15 protein-coding genes are annotated in these 22,409 nt (G+C 45.8%); 6 read left to right on the top strand and 9 right to left on the bottom strand.

Going from position 1 to position 22,409, the window contains the following annotated elements; genetic code table 11:
* Nucleotides 1–14: 14 nt before the first annotated feature.
* Both HNP76_RS00195 and HNP76_RS00190 read right to left on the bottom strand, forming a co-directional pair.
* On the bottom strand, nucleotides 15–1,925 hold the full coding sequence (locus tag HNP76_RS00195) for an AMP-dependent synthetase/ligase (RefSeq protein ID WP_184656304.1): 1,911 nt from the start codon (nucleotides 1,923–1,925) through the stop codon (nucleotides 15–17).
* Between the two features lie 78 nt (nucleotides 1,926–2,003).
* A complete protein-coding gene (locus HNP76_RS00190; protein WP_184656303.1) occupies nucleotides 2,004–6,575 on the bottom strand; it encodes a 2-hydroxyacyl-CoA dehydratase in 4,572 nt (1,523 codons plus the stop codon).
* 108 nt (nucleotides 6,576–6,683) lie between these two features.
* Here HNP76_RS00190 and HNP76_RS00185 point away from each other — a divergent pair, with 108 nt between their 5' ends.
* Nucleotides 6,684–7,217, top strand: a complete 534-nt coding sequence (locus HNP76_RS00185; protein ID WP_184656302.1) for a hypothetical protein — start codon at nucleotides 6,684–6,686, stop codon at nucleotides 7,215–7,217.
* On the opposite strand, the gene HNP76_RS00180 is transcribed toward HNP76_RS00185, so the two are convergent.
* Genes HNP76_RS00180 through HNP76_RS00160 form a run of 6 tightly spaced genes read right to left on the bottom strand, consistent with a single transcriptional unit; the run spans nucleotide 7,214 to nucleotide 12,534 of the window.
* Complete coding sequence (locus HNP76_RS00180; RefSeq protein WP_184656301.1) at nucleotides 7,214–8,614, bottom strand: GGDEF domain-containing protein; 1,401 nt, start codon at nucleotides 8,612–8,614, stop codon at nucleotides 7,214–7,216. The genes HNP76_RS00185 and HNP76_RS00180 overlap by 4 nt on opposite strands.
* Nucleotides 8,615–8,670: 56 nt before the next feature.
* Nucleotides 8,671–9,372, bottom strand: a complete 702-nt coding sequence (locus HNP76_RS00175; protein WP_221301039.1) for an LrgB family protein — start codon at nucleotides 9,370–9,372, stop codon at nucleotides 8,671–8,673.
* Complete coding sequence (locus tag HNP76_RS00170) at nucleotides 9,365–9,742, bottom strand: CidA/LrgA family protein (RefSeq protein ID WP_184656300.1); 378 nt, start codon at nucleotides 9,740–9,742, stop codon at nucleotides 9,365–9,367. The genes HNP76_RS00175 and HNP76_RS00170 overlap by 8 nt, the downstream gene beginning before the upstream one ends.
* Nucleotides 9,739–10,212, bottom strand: a complete 474-nt coding sequence (locus tag HNP76_RS14290) for an amidophosphoribosyltransferase (protein WP_260308937.1) — start codon at nucleotides 10,210–10,212, stop codon at nucleotides 9,739–9,741. Before HNP76_RS14290 ends, HNP76_RS00170 begins: the two co-directional genes overlap by 4 nt.
* Nucleotides 10,170–11,174 carry an amidophosphoribosyltransferase gene (locus HNP76_RS00165; protein ID WP_260308934.1) on the bottom strand — a complete coding sequence of 335 codons (1,005 nt, stop codon included), beginning with the start codon at nucleotides 11,172–11,174 and terminating at the stop codon, nucleotides 10,170–10,172. The genes HNP76_RS14290 and HNP76_RS00165 overlap by 43 nt, the downstream gene beginning before the upstream one ends.
* 19 nt (nucleotides 11,175–11,193) lie before the next feature.
* Entirely contained in the window at nucleotides 11,194–12,534 is a 1,341-nt protein-coding gene (locus HNP76_RS00160; RefSeq protein WP_184656299.1) for a hypothetical protein, read from the bottom strand.
* An 86-nt stretch (nucleotides 12,535–12,620) separates the two neighbouring features.
* On the opposite strand from HNP76_RS00160, the gene HNP76_RS00155 reads away from it, so the two are divergent.
* From HNP76_RS00155 to aspS, 4 genes are all read left to right on the top strand, one after another.
* Entirely contained in the window at nucleotides 12,621–13,757 is a 1,137-nt protein-coding gene (locus tag HNP76_RS00155) for an Mbeg1-like protein (RefSeq protein WP_184656298.1), read from the top strand.
* Nucleotides 13,758–13,766: 9 nt separating this feature from the next.
* Nucleotides 13,767–14,036: an ACT domain-containing protein gene (locus HNP76_RS00150; RefSeq protein WP_184656297.1), complete on the top strand. Its 270-nt coding sequence runs from the start codon at nucleotides 13,767–13,769 to the stop codon at nucleotides 14,034–14,036.
* A gap of 92 nt (nucleotides 14,037–14,128) precedes the next feature.
* A complete protein-coding gene (locus tag HNP76_RS00145; RefSeq protein ID WP_184656296.1) occupies nucleotides 14,129–15,478 on the top strand; it encodes a pectate lyase family protein in 1,350 nt (449 codons plus the stop codon).
* A 134-nt stretch (nucleotides 15,479–15,612) separates the two neighbouring features.
* The gene (aspS, locus tag HNP76_RS00140; RefSeq protein ID WP_184656295.1) at nucleotides 15,613–17,448 is read left to right on the top strand and encodes an aspartate--tRNA ligase; all 1,836 of its coding nucleotides are present in this window, start codon (nucleotides 15,613–15,615) and stop codon (nucleotides 17,446–17,448) included.
* A gap of 82 nt (nucleotides 17,449–17,530) precedes the next feature.
* Here aspS and HNP76_RS00135 read toward each other — a convergent pair whose 3' ends face one another.
* A complete protein-coding gene (locus HNP76_RS00135; RefSeq protein ID WP_184656294.1) occupies nucleotides 17,531–19,738 on the bottom strand; it encodes a substrate-binding domain-containing protein in 2,208 nt (735 codons plus the stop codon).
* A 266-nt stretch (nucleotides 19,739–20,004) separates the two neighbouring features.
* Here HNP76_RS00135 and HNP76_RS00130 point away from each other — a divergent pair, with 266 nt between their 5' ends.
* Nucleotides 20,005–22,350 (top strand): Ig-like domain-containing protein, encoded by a 2,346-nt coding sequence (locus HNP76_RS00130; RefSeq protein WP_184656293.1) that lies wholly within the window; start codon nucleotides 20,005–20,007, stop codon nucleotides 22,348–22,350.
* The last annotated feature ends 59 nt before the right edge of the window (nucleotides 22,351–22,409 follow it).

Here is a 22,409-nt window from a genome sequence, read left to right as displayed (position 1 = left end):
AACCGGGCATAATCTTATTTGAAAAGCTTTTTAATCTCGCCAGAATAAATCTCGTTAATCCTGTAGCGCATGATTTCCTGTTTTGCCGAAAGCTCTACGCCGACTTCAAATGGCTTTTCGAGCAGACCGACTTTATTGATTCGCTCGTAAGACTTGAAGCCGTTTTTGGCGTTGATTCGGGTGGCAACTTCGGTTTCAATCAAGTGCAGGACTTCCGGGCTCTTTACCATTTCGGAATATTTTTTGAATGGCAGGCCTGATTCCTTGCAGAAGGCCTCAACTTCGCTCTGTTCAGGAACAACAAGGGCCGCAAGATAGCGCTGATCCTGACCCAAAACTACAGCCGTCTGGATGAAGCGTGATTCCTGCATTTTCATTTCGATTGGCAGAGGTTCGATGTTTTCGCCGCCGGTCTGGACGATTGTGTCCTTCATGCGGCCGCAGAGTACGATTTCGTTGTTTGCAGTGAGCCGGGCCAGGTCGCCTGTGTCGAACCAGCCGTTTTCATCGATTGCCTTTGCGGTAAGCTCAGGCTGCTTGTAGTAGCCCTTCATGACGGTGCCGCCCTTGATTTCAAGAACGCCTTTTTTGCCGCGTTTGAGTGGCTTGCGTGTGAGCGGATCAACAACCCGGGCAGAAACTCCGCGGACTGGAGAGCCTACGTTGCCCAAAACAGGGCGGTCAATCGGTCGGACTGAGATAATCGGAGCTGTTTCCGTGAGACCGTAACCTTCAGAAAGCTTGATTCCGATTGCCCAGAAGAATTTATCGACATTTGGAGGAAGGGCACCGCCGCCCGGAACGCCTGAGCGGAAGCCTGTTCCCAGCATTTTTTTGATTTTTCGGAAAATGAGTACGTGACCAAGAAGCTTAATCGGGTAGCAGAAAAGCCATGGCAGCACGAATGCAGGCCACTGAAGCCAGCGTTTGTCCATTCCGTAGCGGGTTGTGCGGTCAAAAAGAACGCGGTCGAGCTTTGAATGGAAAAGAGCGATTGCAACGAAGAATTTGAAGAGACGGAAAACTGTGCCGCCTGTTTTTCGCATGTTGCGCCAGATTCCGTCGTAGACAGCCTCGAAAACTCGCGGAACGGCAGGCAAAACCTGTGGATTAAGGGTCTTGAGGTCAGAAAGGAGGATTGGTCCAACCGGCTTTGAATAGCAGATTGTTGCTCCCTGATTGAGAACGACATATTCAACAGCTCTCTGATAAGCGTGCCATACAGGAAGAACCATGAGACCGCGGTCGCCAGGATACAAATAGATTCGCTCACAGACTTCGTCCAGCTGAGTGATAAAGTTTCCGTGAGAGAGCATTACGCCCTTTGGCTTTCCGGTTGTGCCCGAAGTGAAGATGATTGTTGCAAGGTCATCCCATTTGCCCTTGTCCATTTCTTCTTCGACTTTGCCGGGATTTTCAGCGTTGTATTTTTTGCCTTCTTCAATAAGCTGGTCAAAAGAATAAAGAGAGACTCCGGCATTTTTTGTAAGTTCAAGTTCCTTTTCGCTTGGTGCCTCAAAAACGATAAGTTCTGTTACGAGGGGAAGCTTTTCCTTGATGCCGATGATTTTTTCGATTTGAGCCGCATTTTCAACGATTACGCGCTTACAGTCGGCAAAGGAAAGAATATATTCCAAATCACCGATTGTTGCGTCACAACCGCGGGGAACATCAATTGCACCCAGCATCATCAAGCCCATGTCGCTCTGTTCCCATTCCTTGCGGTTGTCTGAGATAAGACCGATGTGCTCTTCGCGAACGACTCCGTGAGCCAAAAGACCACCCGCAAAATTAACGGCAGTCTCGTATGCTTCTTTGTAAGTCGTAGGTTCAAAATGTCCGTCCTTAAAACGGCTCATCTGAAAGGCAAGTTCAGGGTATTCAGAAGCTCTTTTTCTAAAAAGGCGGGGCAAAGTTGTTTCCATATAAAATCTCCAAAGGTAAGAAAATGCGACATTAGCAATCAGGCTGATTTTTTACCTGACTGCTAATCCCTGATTGAACTATGCCGTAGTTGCCGGGACAGCGTTCTTTGCATCGATTGGATCGTCGTCCACAAACTGGGCTCCACCGCTTGCGTACTGGATGATTGGCTCTACTTCGCCTTTCTTTGTCCAGATTTTGCCGTTCGGAAGCTCATCAGGGTTCTTGCCGATTGGGGCATTTGAAAGAAGAAGTTTGAGACGATTAAGCTGGTTGACTTCGGATGCACCCGGATCGTAGTCGATTGCACTGATGTTTGACTCAGGGAATCGGCGTCGCAGCTCTTTAATCATGCCCTTACCGGTGATGTGGTTTGGAAGACATGCGAATGGCTGGACACAGGCGATGCTTGGTGCACCGGAGTGAATCAATTCTACCATTTCGGCAGTGAGGAACCATCCTTCACCGGAAATGTTTCCTGTCTGAATCAAGCCCTCTACGCTCTTCATCATGTCCCAGATTGAGTGAGGCGGCTCGAAACGGCGGCTCTTACGCAGGCACTTCTTCATGTAGTTTCGGTAAAGCTCCAAAGCCCAGACGAAGAATTTTGCATTTCTCTCTTCTGATTTTGGGAAAGCCAGCTCTTTGTAGCGGAAAACGCCGTCTGAGAATGTATAGAAGAGGAAGTCTGCCAAATCAGGCATTACACATTCTGCTCCCTCACGCTCGATTACGTTTACCATGTCGTTGTTTGCCGTCGGGTGGAATTTTACGAGAATTTCACCGACAACGCCGACTCTAGGCTTTTTAATCGGAAGAATTGGAAGACGGTCGAAGTCACGGATGATTCCATGAATCAGCCTTCTGTATTTGAAAATTGAATTTGATTTGAGCATTTTTTCGGCTTTTGCATTCCACTTTTCGTAGAGGCGGTTTGCGCTGCCTGGTTCTGCTTCGTAAGGTCTTACCCGGTAGAGGACACGCATGAGAAGGTCGCCGATGAAGGTTGCCATCATTGCCTTGTGAACCATTCCCGGAGTGAATTTGAAGCCAGGGTTCTTTTCCATGCCCAAAGCGTTGAGTGAGATTACAGGAACATGGCTCCAGCCAGCGTCGTTCAAGGCACGACGGATAAAGCCGATGTAGTTTGTAGCTCGACAGCCGCCGCCAGTCTGAGAAATGATTACGGCCGTTTTGTTGATGTCGTATTTTCCTGACTCAAGGGCTTCGATAAGCTGGCCTGTTACCAAAATTGAAGGATAACATGCGTCGTTGTTTACGAATTTGAGGCCTGCATCGACTGCCTTTGGATCAACAGAATCAAGAACAACGAAATTGAATCCTGAATACTGGAAGGCCTTCTGCAGAAGACGGAAGTGAATCGGTGACATCTGCGGAGAAAGAATCGTGTATTCGTGCTTCATTTCTTCGGTGAAGATTACACGCTGATAAGCCGAGCTCTTTGACTCAAGTTTTTTAGGATTGCGCTGGCGGGCCCTTACTGCCGCAATAAGAGAGCGGATTCGGATTCGGACTGCACCCAGGTTGCTTCCTTCGTCAATCTTGATGAGGGTGTACATGCGGCTCTTTGACTTCATGATTTCGTCAACTTGGTCAGCTGTTACGGCATCAAGACCGCAGCCAAATGAAGTGAGCTGTACAAGTTCCAGGTTTGGCATTCCTGAGACGAAATTTGCCGCACGGTAGAGTCGGTTGTGATAAGTCCACTGGTCAATGATTCGAAGCGGTCGCTCGACTGAGCCAAGGTGTGCCACTGAATCTTCTGTGAAGACTGCAAGACCCAATCCGTGAATCATTTCCGGGATACCGTGGTTGATTTCCGGGTCAAGGTGATATGGACGGCCTGCAAGAACGATACCGTTGCCGCCGGTTACGACCAGCTGTTCAAGGGCTTCTTCTGCTGCCCTCTGAGTATCAACCTTAAACTGTTCCTGCTCCTTCCAGCCTTCATCGACTGCCGCAAAAACCTGTTCCTTCATCAAAGTCGGGAAGTGCTTGTGAAGTTCTTCGTAAAGACGCTCACGCAGGCGAGGCAAATCATAAATCGGCAGGAATGGATTCATGAAGAGCAAATCTTTGTCTTCGTTGATTGAATCGAGGTTGTGCTTGAGGACTTCAGGATAAGAAGTGACGACCGGACAGTTGTAGTGGTTGCCGGCTCCCTTGTCCTCGACTTTTTCGTATGGAATACACGGATAGAAGATGAATTTACAGCCCATTTTGAGCAGGGATTCCATGTGTCCGTGAGAAATTTTTGCCGGATAACAGACTGATTCTGATGGAATTGAGTCGATACCGCGCTCGTAAATCATTCGGCTTGAGCGAGGTGAGGTTTTGACCTGGAAGCCGAGTTTTGTAAAGATTGTAAACCAGAGCGGATAATTCTCGTACATGTTGAGTACGCGTGGAATTCCGACTGAGCCCATTGGGGCTTCTTCCGGTCTGAGCGGGATATAATGGTTGAAAAGGCGTTTGTACTTCCAGTCGAAGAGGTTTGGAAGCTCGTAGCCTGTAGACTCGACGCCTGTGTTTTCCTTGTTTGAGCCGTCGACTGTCTTTGTGTTTTCGTCTTTGAGCTGATGTCGTTCCAATCCCTTTTCACAGCGGTTTCCAGTGATGAACTGACGTTTCTGGCCGCCTGTAGTGAATGTGTTGATTGTGAGAAGACAGTTGTTCTGACAGCCGCCACAGCGGGTAAGCTCAAGGTCAACTTTGAACTGCTCAAGCTGCTCAAGAGTTGCGATGTTTGATACGATTTTTGGCGGAACCCAGCCTTTTTCCTGGCCCGGTTTTGGAGCCGTGAGGTCAAGCCACTGATCGTAAGCGATGAGGGCTGAACCGTAAGCACCCATGAGACCTGCAACATCCGGACGGAATACGTTTACGCCCGCAATTTTTTCGAATGCACGGAGAACCGCGTCGTTATAGAAAGTGCCGCCCTGAACAACGACTTTTGTGCCGATTTCAGAAGCACGGCGGAGTTTGATTACCTTGAAAAGCGCGTTTTTGATTACAGAGTAAGAAAGACCTGCTGAAATGTCGTCGATTGTAGCACCTTCTTTCTGAGCCTGTTTTACGCGGGAATTCATGAAGACTGTACAGCGTGAACCCAAGTCAACCGGCTTTTTGGCAAGAAGGGCTCTCTTTGAGAATTCCTTGATGTCGAGGTTCATTGAGTTTGCGAAGTTTGCAAGGAATGAACCACAGCCTGCTGAACAAGCCTCGTTGAGCTGAATCGAAGTGATTGCTCCGTCCTTCATGCGCAGACACTTCATGTCCTGACCGCCGATGTCGAGAAGGAACTCAACGCCCGGAACAAAGAATTCTGCGGCGCGGTAGTGAGTGATTGTCTCAACTTCACCGGCATCAACGCCAAGGGCTGCCTGGAAAAGAGCCTCACCGTAACCTGTTGAAACGGCACGGGCAATGTAGCAGTCTTTTGGAAGAATTTTGTACAAGTCTTTGAGGACCCGGACTGCAAGGTCAACTGGATTTCCGGCGTTTACATCATAGAAATCCCAGAGGATTTCGCCGTTTTTATTTACGAGAACTGCCTTTGTTGTTGTTGAGCCTGCATCGAGACCCAGGAAGAGAGGGCCTGAAGCTGAATTCAAATCGCCGCGCTTAGCCTTGTCTTCGCCGTGGCGGGCACGGAATTTTGCCAGGTCTTCTTCATCAACGAAAAGAGGATCCAGTCGCTGAACTTCAGAAAGCTCTGCTCCCTCAAGATTCTTAAGGCTGTCCCTGAAGTCTTTGATTGTAGGGAAGGCTTTTGGCATTGAAGAAGAAAGTGGATTGCAGACCTTTTCTGCAGAATAAGCTGAACCTGCCGCAACGAAAAGCTGTGAGTCTTCTGGAACGATGATTTCGTCATCTTTGAGTTTGAGTGTTTCGATAAAGCGGACACGGAGCTGGTCAAGGAAGTGGAGAGGTCCGCCCAAAAATGCTACATGACCGCGAATCGGTTTACCGCAGGCAAGACCAGAGATTGTCTGGTTTACGACTGCCTGGAAAATTGAAGCCGCAATGTCTTCACGGCGGGCACCTTCATTGATAAGAGGCTGAACGTCTGTTTTTGCGAATACACCACATCGGGCCGCAATAGGATAAATCTGCTGACAGCCGGCTGCAAGCTTGTTGAGGCCTGGAGCGTCTGTTTCGAGAAGGGCTGCCATCTGGTCGATGAATGCGCCTGTACCGCCTGCACAGGTTCCGTTCATTCGCTGCTCGACACCGCCTGTGAAGTAAGTGATTTTTGCATCCTCACCGCCCAGCTCGATTACAACATCAGTCTGGGGAATGAGTTTTTTGACGGCTGTAGTTGCCGCAACGACTTCCTGGATGAAAGGAATGTTGAGCCACTGAGAGACAGAAAGACCGCCAGAACCAGTTACTTTTACAGAGACTGTGTGCTTGTCGCCAAGTTTTGCAGTTTTTTCAACTTCATTAAGAGCCTGTGTTACGACATTTATGATTGTATTACGAATATCCGCACGGTGACGCTGATAGTCGCCGTAGATCATTTTATCATTTTCATCAAGACAAACGACTTTTACTGTAGTAGAACCGACATCAATACCAATTCGGATAGGTGTGACCGCTGGTGTGAATACTGTATTAGTTGTTTCCATATCCTTATATAATAGCTTTTTAATAAGAAGAATTCAACTAATACTTTTTCGCCTATTTTTTTGCCTGATTAGGGATTGCGTGTTATAATGTTATTTTAAGGAGTTGATATGGAAAACATGAATCAGATTGAAATGGCCAAAAAAATGCGCAAGGTGGGCTTCTGCATGAATTTCTTGATGGGCATAAGCCTGAGTTTCTTTCTTTCGCTGATTGGAATGGCTTCTTCCGGCCACTTTGAAGTTAAGGGCTGGCTGCTAAGTTTTGTTGCCAGCTGTATTTTGAGCATACTGATTGGTTTCTGCCTGCCCATCCACAAGGTCGGCACTTTTCTGGGGAATAAAATCGGCCTCAAGGAAAGGACCTTGCCCTTCCATCTTTTTGAATCCCTAGTTTCCGACTGCTTTTACACGCCTCTCCTGAGCTTCTCCATGGTTGCCCTTGCTTATTTGGGAATGAAAAGACAGCTTGCGGCCGCCATTGCCAACGGAGCCCCGGCGGATTCCCTTCCTCAGATTACATTTCTGCAGATGTTTTTGCCCAGCCTCATCCTTACTATGATTGCGGGATATTTCCTGATTTTTATCCTTCAGCCCTTGTTTTTGAAAATCCTGCTCAAAAATCCAGCCCCTTCAAAAGACTAGATTTGCTGTAGCGGAGGCTTGTTTCGTCGGTCTACGTCGCTGTGCATCTTGTAGAAGTTTTCCTTGTCACGGTACATGGCTTCGTCTGCAAGATGCATTGAGTGCCTTAGGTCTTCTCCGTCTTCGTTCCAGTCTGAGCCGACTGCAAGACTGACTTGTGAGCCGTAGCAGCTCTTTGACTTGAGCTTTTTGACCTTTTCTTCAAATTCTTCTTTTGAGCATGCCGGGCTGATTATTACGAATTCGTCTCCACCGGCACGATAGATTTCGTCTTCTGTAAAAACACTTTTGATGCAGTTGGCTGCGGCTTTGATAAGGACGTCTCCTGCCGCGTGACCCTTCTTGTCGTTCATCTGCTTGAGTCCGTTTAAGTCGGCAAAGACAACTCCGAAAGGTGCCGCGATTTTCTGCTCTCCTGATACGAACAGATCGACCCGGTTGTTCATGGAATTGCGGTTTTTTACGCCTGTGAGCAGGTCTTCGTGGCCCAGCCTTTCCAGCTTTTCGACAAGAATATGCTCTGAAATTTCGGATGTGAGGAAAAAGGCCGTGAGGCTGGCAAGTTCCTTGATTTGTACCAGCTTTTGGGTGTCAAAATTGGCTATGAAAAGGTAACCCATGGCCGTTTTGCCCTGCATGAGCGGAAAAAGGATAAGACTTGTGACTAAAGTTTGCTTGAGGTTTTCTGCCCAGAGGGGATTAATCTTTTCGAGGGCCAGCATGTCGTGGTTGTCCTTGAGGATAATGCCGTCACTTCCGCCTATCGTTTCATCCCAGGTTTCGACAACTTCGTAAGGAAGAAGATGCCTGTGCTCCTTCATGGAGGCTTCTTTGCTGAAGAACTTTTCACAGAGGACTTCATAATCCCGGTTTTTTCGGTCAACTTGAATGATGCAGGTCGCAACACCGCCGCTTTTTATGAGCAGGTCTTCCAGAACCAGGTTGAGGCTGGAATAAAAGTCGGTTGAACTTCGCAAAATCACGCAGTTTTTGATTACAGCGGATGCTATCTCGGCCGAAATTGTGGACATCCGGCTGGCATCAGGCTTTTTGGTGAATTCAAAGAAGAAAGCGCAGTAGGAAATGTTGTCATCGCCGCCTTCAAGAGGCAGAAAAGAGATGTCCGACCAGCAGTTCATGTAGCGGGTTTCGACGTAAGTGTGGAGCTTTTGCTTTTGAACGGCACAGCGGTAGCAGAAGTCTTCGAATTTGTCGTCTTTTGGAACCATATCCGAGTAAAGCATGTCATCCCGGTAGCGGGCAACTCCCATCGTTTCCTTGTAGAGGTCGTTTGCCTTGTGGATTCGAACCTCACTCGGGTGACCCGCCAAACCTTTTTTGACTGAGAGGACGGCACAAGCCGATGAAAATGTGTTTACGAAGACTTGAAAATCCATTGCTTTTTATTATAGTCCGAGAAAAAAGATTTCGCAAATATAAATTTTCAGAAAATTTAAATTAATTTCGCAAAGAAGGGCATTACGATGACTGTCAGAAGCCCGGAAACGGCGATTGAGAGTCCGCTCATGGCCCCCTGAACTTCGCCCATTTCAAAAGCCTTGGCCGTGCCCATTGCGTGACCGGTTGTGCCGCATGCAACTCCGCAGGCAACAGGCTCTTTGATTCTGAAAAGCCTGCAGAAAATGATGCCGAAGATGTTTGCCATGTTGCCGTTGATTGAAATCAAAAGGACTGTAAGGGCTTCGATTCCGCCGTTCTGATTTGAAAGGGCGATTCCGATCGGAGTCGTGATTGATTTTGGAAGGACTGAAACGTATTCCGTGTGACCGAATTTAAAGATGCTGCACATGGCGAAGATGAAAAAGGCGTTTGCGAGGATTCCTGCCAGAATTCCAAGGATGATTGCAAGCGCGTTTTCCTTGAGCTTTGAAAACTGGCGGTAAAGGGGAATTGCCAGGGCAACCGTACATGGAGTCATAAGGTAATAAAGAAAACTTGCCCCTTTGAGGTAACTTTCGTAAGGAATTTTGAGAAGAACGAGAAAGATGATGATGAAAGTACATGATGTGAGAAGGGGAGCGAGAAGGACGATTTTCGTCTTTTTGTAGACTATGTCTGCAATCCAGAAGGCGCCGAGAGAAATGAAAAGTCCGAAAGATGTTGAATTTGTCAGAAAATTGCTGATTTCAGTCATGCTGTCCCTCCTTGCCATTGAATTTTTTCATAATTCGTATTACGAGCTGGGTGACATGTCCTGCCGCAAAGAAAACGACGATGCTGCCCACGATTCCCATCAAGAGGAACTGAAGCCAGCGGGCTTTGAGGATGTCCCAGGCCAGAATCAGTCCCACGGTCGAAGGAATGAAGAGAAGGGGCATGATGCTGAGAATGGCGTCCGAAGCCTGGTCAACGGCCGAAAGGGGCATGATTTTTGCCTGCAGGGCCAGAAACATGAGGACGAGTCCGTAAATGCTTGCCGGCACCGGAAGCGGAATAATGCGGTACAAAATTTCGCCGATAAAGCAGACCGTAACTAAGATAGTAAATTGTTTTACAAATTTCATTCTTGCCCGTTCCAACAATATGTACATAGCTTGCAGTGGTCGAGGCCGGTTGAGTCCAGCATGTCGTCCAGGCGGTGGAAGCGGAGGGTCGTGAAGTGGAGCTGCTTTCGGATTTCTTCCTGCATTTTTGCGTATTCAGGAGTGTCCGGGTCGCAGTATTTTGCCAGAGTTTCCATGCTTACGTTGTCGCCCTCAAACTGCTTTACGACTCGGCGTGAAATCAAGTCCATCTCGCTTTTTGAGCGGGAGAAGTTGAGGTATTTGCAGCCGAACATGATTGGCGGACAGGCCGGGCGCACGTGAACTTCCTTTGCTCCAGACTGATAGAGGAAGTCCGTAGTTTCTCGGAGCTGGGTGCCTCGTACGATTGAGTCGTCGATAAGAAGGATGCTTTTGTCCTTAATCAGCTGCTGAACCGGAATAAGCTTCATGTGGGCGATAAGGTTTCTCTGCTCCTGGTTTGTCGGCATGAAAGAGCGTGGCCAGGTCGGTGTGTATTTGATGAATGGGCGTGTGAATGGGGGATTCCGGCCTCGTTTGCGTAACCTACAGCGTGAGCGGTTCCCGAATCTGGAACGCCTGCGGCGCAGTCAGGATGAATGTTGTCGTCCTTATCGCGTTTTGCGAGGTATTTTCCGCAGTTGTAGCGCATTGCCTCAACGTTTACTCCCTCGTAGCAGGCTGTCGGGTAGCCGTAGTAAATCCAGAGGAAGGTACAGATTTTCATTTCCTTCTGTGGTTTCTGCAAAACTTCGTAGCGGTCGGCTGTGACATATACGATTTCAGCAGGGCCAAGTTCGTGAAGGTCTTTGTAGCCAAGATTGATGTAGGCAAAGCTTTCGAAAGAAAGACAGTGGGCGAGAATTGTGCCCTGAGCGTCTTTTTTGATGCCGATCTGAAGGGGAGTGCGGCCCATTTTGTCGCGGGCTCCGTAAATTCCTTCAGGGGTTGCAACGAGCATTGTGATTGAGCCCTGAATTTTTGACTGAACGTAGCGGATTCCATCAAGAATTGTCTTTTGAGTGTTCATCAAGGCAAGGATAAGCTCGGTCTGATTGATTTCACCGCCGCTCATTTCAAGGAAAGCACCGCCGTTGTCAAGAAGTTCCTTTACAAGCTCTTCCTTGTTTGTGACCACGCCGACAGTTGTAACGGCAAAACGGCCCAGGTGAGAGCGTGCCAGAAGAGGCTGAGGCTCGTAGTCGGAAATACAGCCGATTCCAAGATGGCCCTTCATTTCCTCGATGTCTGCTTCAAATTTCGTTCGGAAAGGTGAATTCTGAATGTTGTGAATTACCCTCTGGAATTTTTCGTCCTTGCGCCAGACTGCAAGACCGCCCCTGCGTGTTCCCAGGTGGGAATGATAGTCAACGCCGAAAAACAAATCCAAAGAACAATCGTCTTTTGAGACAACTCCGAAAATACCGCCCATTTTTTACCCCTTTATATTATTAGAAAATATATGTCCAGAATAAGCCTGTTGACCAGCACTTGCGACCCTTGCCGTCAAATGCAGTCCTGTGCTCGTAATCGAAGTATGCCGCGAAAGATGTGTGACTTGTGTAGTTAAATGTGATTTCCGGGCGAACGTCGAAAATGTGGCCGCCGTCCCAGTCGTCAGTAGCACTGTGGTCATCCCAGCGCTTGTCTTTTGAACCGAATGCGATTGAGCTCCAGAGATTGAAACCGATGTCTTTGTTGATGTCGAATGAAAGTGAGCCGCCTGTATACCATGCAGCTGTGTAATTGTCATCCTCGAAGAAGTTGACTCCGATTTCCGGGCGGAGGGTAACTTTTGTGTTTGGAATTACGAATGTGATTGCAGCTCCTGTTCCGTAAGCCTGGTCATTTTTTGCATTTGTGAAAAGTGAATCTGCCGCATAGTAAAGGTCAAGAATGAATTTGTCGAAGCCGATTGTAGCTCCTGTGTAGAAATTTGAGCCGTCGTCCAGGGCACCTTCGATTGCAGCTGCAAGAGAAAGCCATTTTGCCGGATTGAATTTGATTCCTGAGTTCAAAACCGGGTCGTCTGTGTTGAAGCCGTTTGGAAGGGCTGCACCGATTTCAAGCATTTCGCCGTCAGCAATAAAACGGACTCCCAGCGCTCGTTTTGCGTATTTGTTTGCGAAAGGAACGAAGCCGACAACATCTGCTGTTCCAGGACGGTTGCCTGCCGCATGAACGTAATAGCGGTAATTTCCGACTGCTTCTGTTGAAGTCTGTGCGAAAACTCCAGAGCGGTCATCGTATGAAGTTGAGAAGCCGCCCTGACGGATGTGAGCGTCGTTCTCCCAAAGCCAGCTGCCGTATGCTGGGGCCGGACCTACCTTCCAGTTGAGTTTTGTTCCGACTCCGAAATCAACATTTTTTGTGATGTGATAAAGGAAGTTGACGTAGTAAGAATCCTGAAGTGTGTTTTTGACGTTTGCGTGATTGTTGTATTCACCGTCGATTGCTTTTGCCGCATTGCTGACGCTGTTTACTCCCCAGTTGCCGTATTTGATTGAAAGGGGATTGTTGTTTGATGTTCCGAACTGGAAATTGTCTACGTTGTATTCGTTATCGTAATTTGCAAGGAAACTCCAGTTGAGCATTGCTTCAACAGTGAACTTGCCGCGGTCAAAACGTGTCTGGAATGTGTCTGTGAAGCCGTAAGCCATTGCATCGCCACCGAGAGGAGCACCAACTCCAACCCAGGCTGTGTTTTTCATCTGTTCTTTATCGAGGACCTGTGCGTTTGCCCCGAATCCCAAAATTGCAGAAGCTACAATTGTCGCAAGAATTTTTTTCATTTTGTTTCTCCTGAAATGTTCGTGTGCGCAAAGAATAGCATAAAAATTAATTTGAGTGAATCAGAAAAATGATTTAAAATAAATCTATGTTTGAGAAAAAGATAAATTATGACATCTGCGATTATATTGACTGGCGGGGCGACCTGTCCTTCGAACTTTCTCCACTGAATGACGTTGACGCCCTGATTTTTGCCCAGCTTTCCTACTTGAATTTCAACGGACTTGCTCCGAACGACTATAATTCTTCTATTAAATTGTCCGAATTATCAAAAATGTTTTTCGGTTCGAGTGATTTTGAAAAACGCAGCGACTTGGGCATGCTGATTGACCCCAAATCCAGCGAGCTTTTGAAAAAGGCCGGAGAGTCCCTCCGCTTTAAGGATGTCGAGGTTATGGGCTTTGTCAGCCGTTATGATTCGCAAAAGGAAGAACAGTTTTCGGCGGTGACTTTTGTTTTAAATGAAGGCTCATTTTTAGACAAGCAGCAGGTTTTTGTAGCTTTCCGGGGCACTGATGATACTCTTGTCGGCTGGAAGGAAGATTTCAACCTTGCTTTTCTAGAGCAGGTTCCGGCACAAAAGGACGCCTGTGCATATCTGGAAAATGTCATTTCTGAATTTAAAAAGGCCGAGCTTTTTGTTGGCGGTCATTCTAAGGGCGGAAATCTGGCTATTTTTGCTTCCGCATACCTCAACGAAAAATCCAAAAAAAATCTTGTCCGTGTTTACAATTTCGATGGCCCCGGTTTTTCGCAGGCTTCTCTCGACAGCGATGAATTCTTTTCTATTAAATCACGCATTTACTCTGTTTATCCGCAGTTTTCGATAATCGGAATGTTGTTCCATCATTATGACTCGTGTAAAATCGTACTTAGCAGTGAAAAACTCGTGATGCAGCACAATCCGTTCAGCTGGTTCGTAAAGGGAACCGAATTTGAAACAAAGGCTGAGTTTGATTCTGGAAGCGAGATTTTCTTCAATTCGTTCAACAAGTGGTTTGAGGAACTTTTGCCGAATCAGCGTGAGCAGTTCGTGGAGACGCTTTTTGGTCTTCTTGAATCCACGAATGCAATCACAAACACCGATTTGAACAAGGACAAACTGAAGAATACAGGCAAAATAATCAAAGCTTTCGCATCGCTTGATTCTGAAATCCGTGACGGAGCAATGAAAATTGCAGGAGATTTTGTAAAAACAATAGCCAAAGAAAGCATAAATTTGTAAAATAGCTTTATGAACGCGATTATTACCGTCGTTGGAAGCGACAAAGTTGGAATCATTGCAGAAGTAAGTGCTCTTCTTGCAAAAAATAAAGTCAATATTGCTGACATCACTCAGACAATTCTCTCTGGAAATTTCGTTATGATGATGATGGTTTCTCTCGAAGGAGCCGCAGTTTCAATCGACGAGCTCCGCACAATTCTCGGCAAAGCTAGCGAGGAAATGGGAGTTGAAATCAACGTTATGGCAGAGAAGGTCTTTTCTTCAATGCACCGTATCTAAATCCACATTTTAGTCAAAAACTGTAATTTTAATTGCAAGATAAATCCGCACTTTTGGTTTATGCTCATCAAAAGAACCAAAAGGAGCGGATTATGTTCAAAACCTCAAAAGAAATCAAAAAAATTGTCGTGCTTGCATTTGCAGCGGCGTTAATTTTCTCTGGCTGTTCCGTAGAATCAAAAGGTAGTGATTCTGAGCCGGAATCTGTATCTGATACGGATGATTCAAAAACAGGCGAAGAAGATTCTGAAAAAAATGAAGCCGAAAAATCGATAAAACTTGGTGATTTGCCTGTGGGATATGCTTCTGTCAGCGTTCAGGGCGGAGAAGGAACGACCGTAACATCAAGAGCTGAATTGCTCAGCGCAGTTTCAAAAGGCGGCTTGATTTACGTGAAGGGCACGATTGACATGAGTGACGGATGCCTGCCCGGCGAGGCTGGTGGTTCAACGGCGGCTTTGGATAAATTCGTTGCAGAAAAATCAAAAGGCAAATTCGCAGACTATGCTGAGTTTAAGGAAAAGTATGCGGCCAGCTGCTCTTCTTCTACGGATGACAAAACTTCTTCAAATCCTCAGTCTTCTCTTGGCTCTGAAATGTGGAATCTGAACAAAAAATATGGCGATGTAATTAAAATAAAAATCAAATCAAACACTACAATCATTGGTCTTGAAAATGCAGTAATCAAAGGCGGCACAATTCAGATTTCAGGCGTTTCAAATGTAATCCTTAGAAACCTTACGATTCAGGACGGATATGACCCCTTCCCTCATCACGAGAAAAACGACGGATTCAATGCTCAGTGGGATAACGTGGCAATTTTGGATTCTTCGGAAAACATTTGGATTGATCACTGTACTTTTGAAGATACAATGAAATATTCGATGGTCGATACTTCAAGCGGCTCTGAAAAGTGGCAGACTTACGACGGACTTTGTGACATTACAAAATCAGCGAAAAATGTGGTCGTCTCATACTGCGTTTTCAAAAATCATGACAAGACAATGCTGATTGGTTCCAGCTCAAGCGATTTAAGCGGCGGAAACATTACGATTCATCACAACAGATTTTTGAACTGCGGACAGCGGCTTCCTATGACATGCTACCCGAACATGCATATTTTCAACAACAGCTACGAGCGTGATTCGAACGCATATTATTCTCAGCAGGCTTCAATTGCGGCTCGTTACGGAGCATACACAATCATCGCAGAGAACAATTATTTTGGGAGCGGTGTGAAAAAATGTATCACGGCTTCAACAAATGCCTCGGGAAAATGCTATGAGAGCGGAAATAAATATGTGAGCGGAAGCTGTTCTTTGGAGACTCAGGACGAAAAGCCTTTTGCAATCAGCTACGCTTACAATTTGGACGATGCTTCAAAAATCAAAAATATCGTTTATGAAACTGCCGGAGCCGGCTGTACTTTAGCCGAAGACTAAGCGGGAGTTGCGGGCGGCGTTTGAGCCCGCAGAGAGGGTAGCGAAAGACAGCTTGCTGGCTGTAGCGAGGGGGAGCCTTCCCCCTCTTTTTTTATTTCTTGCCCAAATCTTTACATATCATTAAACTATCTCTTATGGAAAACTCAAAAAGAACAGTCACTTGCGGTGAATTGCGCAAGGGCGATGTTGGTAAGAATGTTGTATTGAACGGATGGGTCAGCCGGTCACGAGATTTGGGCGGCCTTGTTTTTATTCAGCTCCGTGACCGCTACGGAATCACTCAGGTCATGGTCGGCGACGGTGCAAGCGACGAACTCAAAAAAATCGCATCTTCACTCAAAAGCGAATATTGTATCGCAGTTGCAGGAACAGTTGCTGCCCGCAGCGAAAAAGATGTTAACCCTGACATGGCAACAGGTGAAATCGAAGTTGAAGCAAAAGAAATCGAAATCTTCACAACTTCACAGGAATTGCCTTTCTCAATCGAGGAAGTCCGCCAGAAGGACGGAACTGTTGTTCTTCCAAACGAAGATTTGCGCTTGAAGTACCGCTATCTTGACTTGCGCCGTGAGCCGATGCAGAAAAACATCATTCTCCGCTCACAGGTTACTTTCGCTACACGCGAGTACCTCACAAGCAAGGGATTTTTGGAGATTGAAACTCCTACATTCATCAAATCAACTCCAGAGGGAGCACGAGACTATCTCGTTCCTTCACGCGTTCACCCTGGAAAATTCTACTCTTTGCCACAGTCGCCACAGCTTTACAAACAGCTTTTGATGGTTTCAGGCTTTGACAAATACTTCCAGATTGCCCGCTGTTACCGTGATGAAGACGCACGCGGTGACCGCCAGCCGGAATTCACACAGATTGATATGGAGATGAGCTTCACAAACCGTGAGGAAGTTCTTACAACTACCGAAGGAATGATGCAGTACATCTTCAAAAAGACTTTGAACTACGAGCTTCCAGCAAAATTCGACCGCATTTCATGGGACGACGCATTTGACCTTTACGGAAGCGACAAGCCTGATTTGCGCTTTGAGCTCAAGATGCAGGACGCCGCTTTCATGGCTGACTTGAGCGACTTCAACGCATTCAAGGCTGGAGCTGCAAACGCCGCCAAAGAAATCGAGCGACACAAGCGAAGCGGACTCAAAGCCCTCGTCGTTAAAAACGTTGCTGACAAATACAGCCGCAAGATGATTGAGGCTTTGGAATCAGTTGCAAAAATCAACCACGCAAAAGGCCTGGCATGGATGAAGGTTGATGCAGAAGGCAAATTCGAAGGCGGAATCTCAAAATTCTTCGCCGGAAAAGAATCAGAAATCTGTGGAAAACTCGGTGCAGAAAAGAACGACTTGCTCCTTTTCGTAAGCGATGAAAAATGGCAGGTTGCCTGCGTTGCTTTGGGTGCAGTCCGAAAGCAGCTCGGAAAAGACCTCAACCTCTACAATCCAAAAGACGAATTCCACTTCGCATGGATTATCGACTTCCCATACTTTGCATGGAACGAAGATGAAAATCACTGGGAAACTGAGCACCACATGTTCACTCTTCCACAGAAAAAATACTGGGATACTCTGGAATCTGACCCGGGTGCAGTAAAGGGCGACCTCTACGACCTCGTTTTGAACGGCTACGAGCTTGCTTCAGGTTCTATGCGTATCAACGATCCTGCCTTGCAGCAGAGAATCTTCAAAATCGTCGGATACTCAGAAGAGCGTGCCCAGAAAGCATTCGGCTTCCTCGTTCAGGCATTCAAATTCGGTGCTCCTCCGCACGGTGGTATCGCTCCTGGTCTTGACCGCCTCGTAATGCTCATGCGCCACGAGGAATCAATCCACGAAGTAATCGCATTCCCGAAGAACAACCTCGCCGCTTCTCCAATGGACGAATGTCCGTCTGTTGTTGACCAGCAGCAGCTCGATGACTTGCATTTGAAGTGCACTGAAATCGAGAAGGAATAGTCGGGGGCGTTACGGGGGGCTTCACCCCCGTAGAGTGGGGGGGCGGCACAACGAAGTGTGACGCAGGGGAGAGACCTCTCCCCTAATTCCTCATTCCTGATTTATCCTTACCCCATGCTCTGGGGCTTTCTCCTGTGTTCTTTTTGAAAACATTTGAGAAATAATTGCTGTTCTGGAAGCCAAGACGCTCTGCAATTTCTGAGAGAGTGAGCTTTCCTTCCAGAATCAAGTCTTTTGCCAGTTCGATTTTTAATTTTTCGTGCAGTTTTTGCACCGTGTATCCTGTGGCCGCTTTTGTCTGCCTTATCAATTTTGTTTTGTTCATTCCGAGTTCGCTGGCCATCTTTTCAAGATTTGTTTTTTCGCCGATATGCTCCAGAAGATACGATGAGATTTTTTGAACGCCGAGTTTGTTTGTTCCCAAAAGATTGGTTTCATTTCCTTGCAGCGAGAGAATTCCTTCGATATTTTTTGTGTTCAGCTGCATGGAATGTGCTTTTGTGCGGCCTTCTTTGAGATAGATTTCGTAAAGCGAGTGACACAAAAGGGAGCGGATTGAATCGTAGAGAGCCATGTTTTTATTGCGCATGTGCATGAACGCGAATCCAAAATAACGTTCGTTGTAATACAAAATCTCAAGCACTACGGAATAGCGTTCTTTTTTGGGGAAAAATGATTTCGGGAAATTGGCAACGTCATTTATCCGGTATGGGAGCTTAACCTGATCGATTTCACTTGGTTCCGGTATAATCAGTTCTACGTTGCTTGTTTCCAAATCTGTTGTCATGTTGTCGCTCAAAGAAAGGATGATTCCGGGAATTCCAAGTTCAGAAAGATGAGTTTTAAGCGCGCTCTTCATCTGGGTTCCGGTCGAGACTGATGCAAAGTGAATTGCGGCCGTAGTAATATTGTTGAAGGTGTAGGGGCTTTCGTTCCTTGCCTTGATTTCGTAATCCGATGTGACCGCCGAGAGAACTCTGAGCTGATTTGTGATGCTTTCCATTCTCTGTCGCTGGATTTCGTTTGAGCCTGCGAGGGCTATGAGACATGAATGAAGGGCTGTGATTTTATCCTGACAGAAACTTGCTGTAAAATATGCTCCGCGAAGTTTGTTCAGAAATTTCCGGTACCAGCACAAAGTTTTGGGCGGACTAAAACTCTCGTATAAATCTTTGAAAATTGCTTCGACCAGGCTTTCTTTGCTTTCGTGGCTTTCTTTTTCAAAAATCTGATTGACCTTCTCGAACAGAAATTGTTTTGCTTCCTGTTCGGTGGAATCTTCTGGCAGAATCGGGAAGTCTGTATTCGCCGCGTCAAGAATTTCTTTTTCAAAACAGCCGCAGCTTTCGCGAACAATCAGCGATGTTGGAATTTTTATCAGCTGTTCAGAGGAACTTCCGTCCATGATTCTGTTTATCAGAAGTTCGACGGCCATGTAGCCGCGTTTGAAATATTCGAGGTTGATTGTGGTGACTGGCGGGCTGCTTGTGATTCCCTGATACTGATTGTTGAAGCCAGTGACAGCAATATCCTCCGGGACGTTTATGCCCCTTTTCTGCAGAAATTGAATCAGAGAGGCGGCGATGATGTCGCTTGTTGTGACGATTGCTTCGATTCTCTCTGATGGCGACTTGTCTTTTATGCACTGGGCGAAAAGTTCTTCGGAAGCGTGCATTATTTCTGCTTCTGTAAGTTCTTTTGCCATAAAGACCGGAACGTTATTTTGATTCTGTCCGAATTTTGGCAGAGCTTTTTTGAATGAAATGAGCCGGTCTTGATGGGGGCGAGAACCTTCTGTGCCGAGAAATGCGATTCTCTTGAAAGAATGGATTTTTACAAGATGCTCGACAATCAGATCCATGGAACATGTGTTGTCGATTCGGAGCGCAGTGACTCCCGGAATTGAAAGATAGCCGATATCGACCATGGGGAGCGGTGATAGTGCTGAAAATTTTTGGATAATCTGTTCATCCGTGAGATAGTTTGCCAGCGACGAAGCCCATGTAATCAGACCGTCCAGAAACGGAGCCTTCATAAATTTGAATTTTTGGGAATATCGCGATAAAAAATCTGCATCATCAAAAATCGAATATTTTACAGCCTGACTCATGTTGATGAAATTGATGTCATAGTCCTCGCAGGCTTTTACGATTCCAGAAATGTATTCTTGCCCGATAAAGCTCCTGAAATCGGCGATGCACGTAAATCCTATTGTGAGCCTGTTTAATCCTCCGCTGCCATGCCTTCTTTTTGAGAGAAATTGTCTTCGTCTGGTGATTTCTGGATTCATTTCTTTATTATAAATCTGGTTTGCAATATTTTGTATCTTTTTTGGCAATAAATTATAAAAAAAAGACAAAAAATACAGTCTTAAGCGAGTCTTATGGAAAAAACTTCAAAATTCACTACTAAAAAATTTATATTTTGTATACACAAATTGATGGTTAGGAAATAAAGTAATGTAAGAAATTAGCGTTAAAATCCAAAAAATTATAGTATTTGGATAATAACGAACTAATTTAGGACAAAAACATCATGAAAAATTTGGAGGTATGTATGAAGAAAAACAAGTTTCTTCTGAACGCTATTGAATCAGGTTTGTGTGCAGCCGCATTACTTTTTGGAGCCGTTTCATGTGCAGACAACGATGATGATGACTCTACACCAGCAAAAAAGAGTTTTGGTGTGCTCGCTGACGGTTCTGATAAAGGACGAAAAGCTGTTACTGCTCCGTCAACACAAGGTACAATTACGCTCACAGTTGGAAGCGGAACAGGCACAACTTATCCTACAATCGCTGCTGCTCTTTCTGCCGCAGCAAGTGCTAGTGGTGACTGTGTAATCACTCTTGAAAAGGGTACATACAAAGAGGATGGACTTTCATATTCTGGAAACAATAACCTCAAGATTTCTGGTCAAACAACTGCAGAATATGGCCTTGATGTCGTTATTCTTGGACAGGGAAGCGACACTTCAAGTGAAAAAGGTCGCTCAACGCTCGCAATCGCAGGAAAAGGAAACATCGTTCTTGAGAACCTCACAATCAAAAGCTCTCGTCAAGAAACAAAGGGAACAGCACAGGCTGAGGTTATCGGAACTGACGGAACAGGAAATCTTGCTGCATACAACTGTTCATTCTTGAGCGGTCAGGACACACTCCGCACAGTAGCTAAGGCTTGGTTCTACAAATGCTATATCGAAGGTGACGTTGATTTTACATGGATGGAATATACAAACGGTGTTGTAGCCCTCTATGAAGAGTGTGTTCTCCGTGCAATCGGAACAAGAACTGATAAAGCATATTTCACAGCACCTCGTCTTGGACTGACTTCAAAAGTTGGAAAAGGTTTGGTTATTTACAACAGTACTTTGGAAGCGGAAAGCGGACTTAAAGAGCTTTATCTTGGTCGAAATCCGTGGGCTTCTTCTAATTTAAAAGACTATTATGAGCAGGTTGCTTTTATCGGTTCAACACTTAATCTTCCTGAAGGCGTAACTTTGAATGCTGATGTTTGGGCAAGCCAGGCAAACGGTACGTCTGACCAGAAATACATCGGTTTCAAAACAGATGACTACTTCCCTGCTGGAAAATATGGAGTTGTCCTTAATTCTTCTTTCGTAGCTAAAGAATATGCTGGCCGAGAGAATATCTTGAACCGATTGTTCGTTGTTGCTTCATCAAAATTCCAGAAAGATACAGACGGCTACTGGGATGTTAAAAAAGTAATTTCTGACAACGGCTGGGATGTAAAAACTGATACTTCAAAATCTTTGTTGGATGGAGAAAAAGAGGTTGTAAAGACTGTTTATGATTTCTCTACAGCTGATGCTGGTGCGTATGTTGATTCAACAGTAACTATCGATGGATTCTCTAAACATTCAGGTTCTGAAAATGCAACTGGTGGAAGTGGGAAAACAATCACAATTCCAGTTGCAGGAAAATGTGTAGTAACAGTAAAAGGTGATTACTCTGGCTGGGGAACAATCAAGGCTGGTTCTCAGGGAGAAGGTGTCTATAACATCAATTCTGGCTCAACATCTAAATATTTGGAATGTGGTTATGTTGTTTATGACGCTGCTGCAACTTCTGTTGTGATTACAGCTGCTACAACATCTTACATCAATTCTATTAGTGTTGAGTATGATGATACTCTTTCATTCGTGCCAGTGACAGAAATCTCAGTTGCTGCTGCTTCAAGCACGTTTACAGTTGGTGTTGCAAACTCTATGAAAGCAACTGTAACTCCTGATACGGCTTCAAATCTTGCTGTAAAATGGACATCTTCTGATACGACTGTCGGTACAATCGATGAATTCTCAGGAGAAGTAAAATTCCTCAAGGCTGGCGATGTGACATTTACTGCAACAGCCCGAGATGGAAGTGGTGTGTCAAAATCAATAGTTTGCTCTTCTGAAGCTGCTACTTGGACAAGTGCTGAGTGGTATGATTCTAAAGACTCTTCTTCATCAACAAAGAGTGGAAGCGGAACTGGTCTTGGCGGTGCTGCGGGAACAAACAATTCTGTATTTGATACAGGAACTGCTGGCGGAGTTACACTTGGTAGCGTAAAATCAGTTACTTTGATTGATGGTTCTGTTGCTTCAATTTCTACCGGACTCAAAATGAATTCTTCTGGAAAAATTACTTTCTCTGTTACAAAAGCAGCGACTGTAAAAGTTTTGACAGGTTATTGTTCCGACTCAAATAAAACTAACGATACATGTGGCATTACATCAAGCGATGGCGGAGTTGCTACTGCTGATAGTTCTAATTCAACAACAGCACCAACTTCTGATGCAGCATATATTTGGACATTGACACCTGGAACTTACACTGTTGGAAGAGTAGGCGCAGGATATGCTCCTTCAATTTATTATGTAAGGGTTGATCTTAATAACTAATTCTGGATAATTTTTCCCTCACCTTTGGATGATGAGGGATTGAAAGGGGGAAGAAACCT

This window comes from Treponema ruminis (assembly GCF_014201975.1).
GTDB lineage: Bacteria > Spirochaetota > Spirochaetia > Treponematales > Treponemataceae > Treponema_D > Treponema_D ruminis.
Note: the sequence above shows the minus strand (reverse complement) of the source record. Positions and strands in the feature narration are given on the sequence as shown.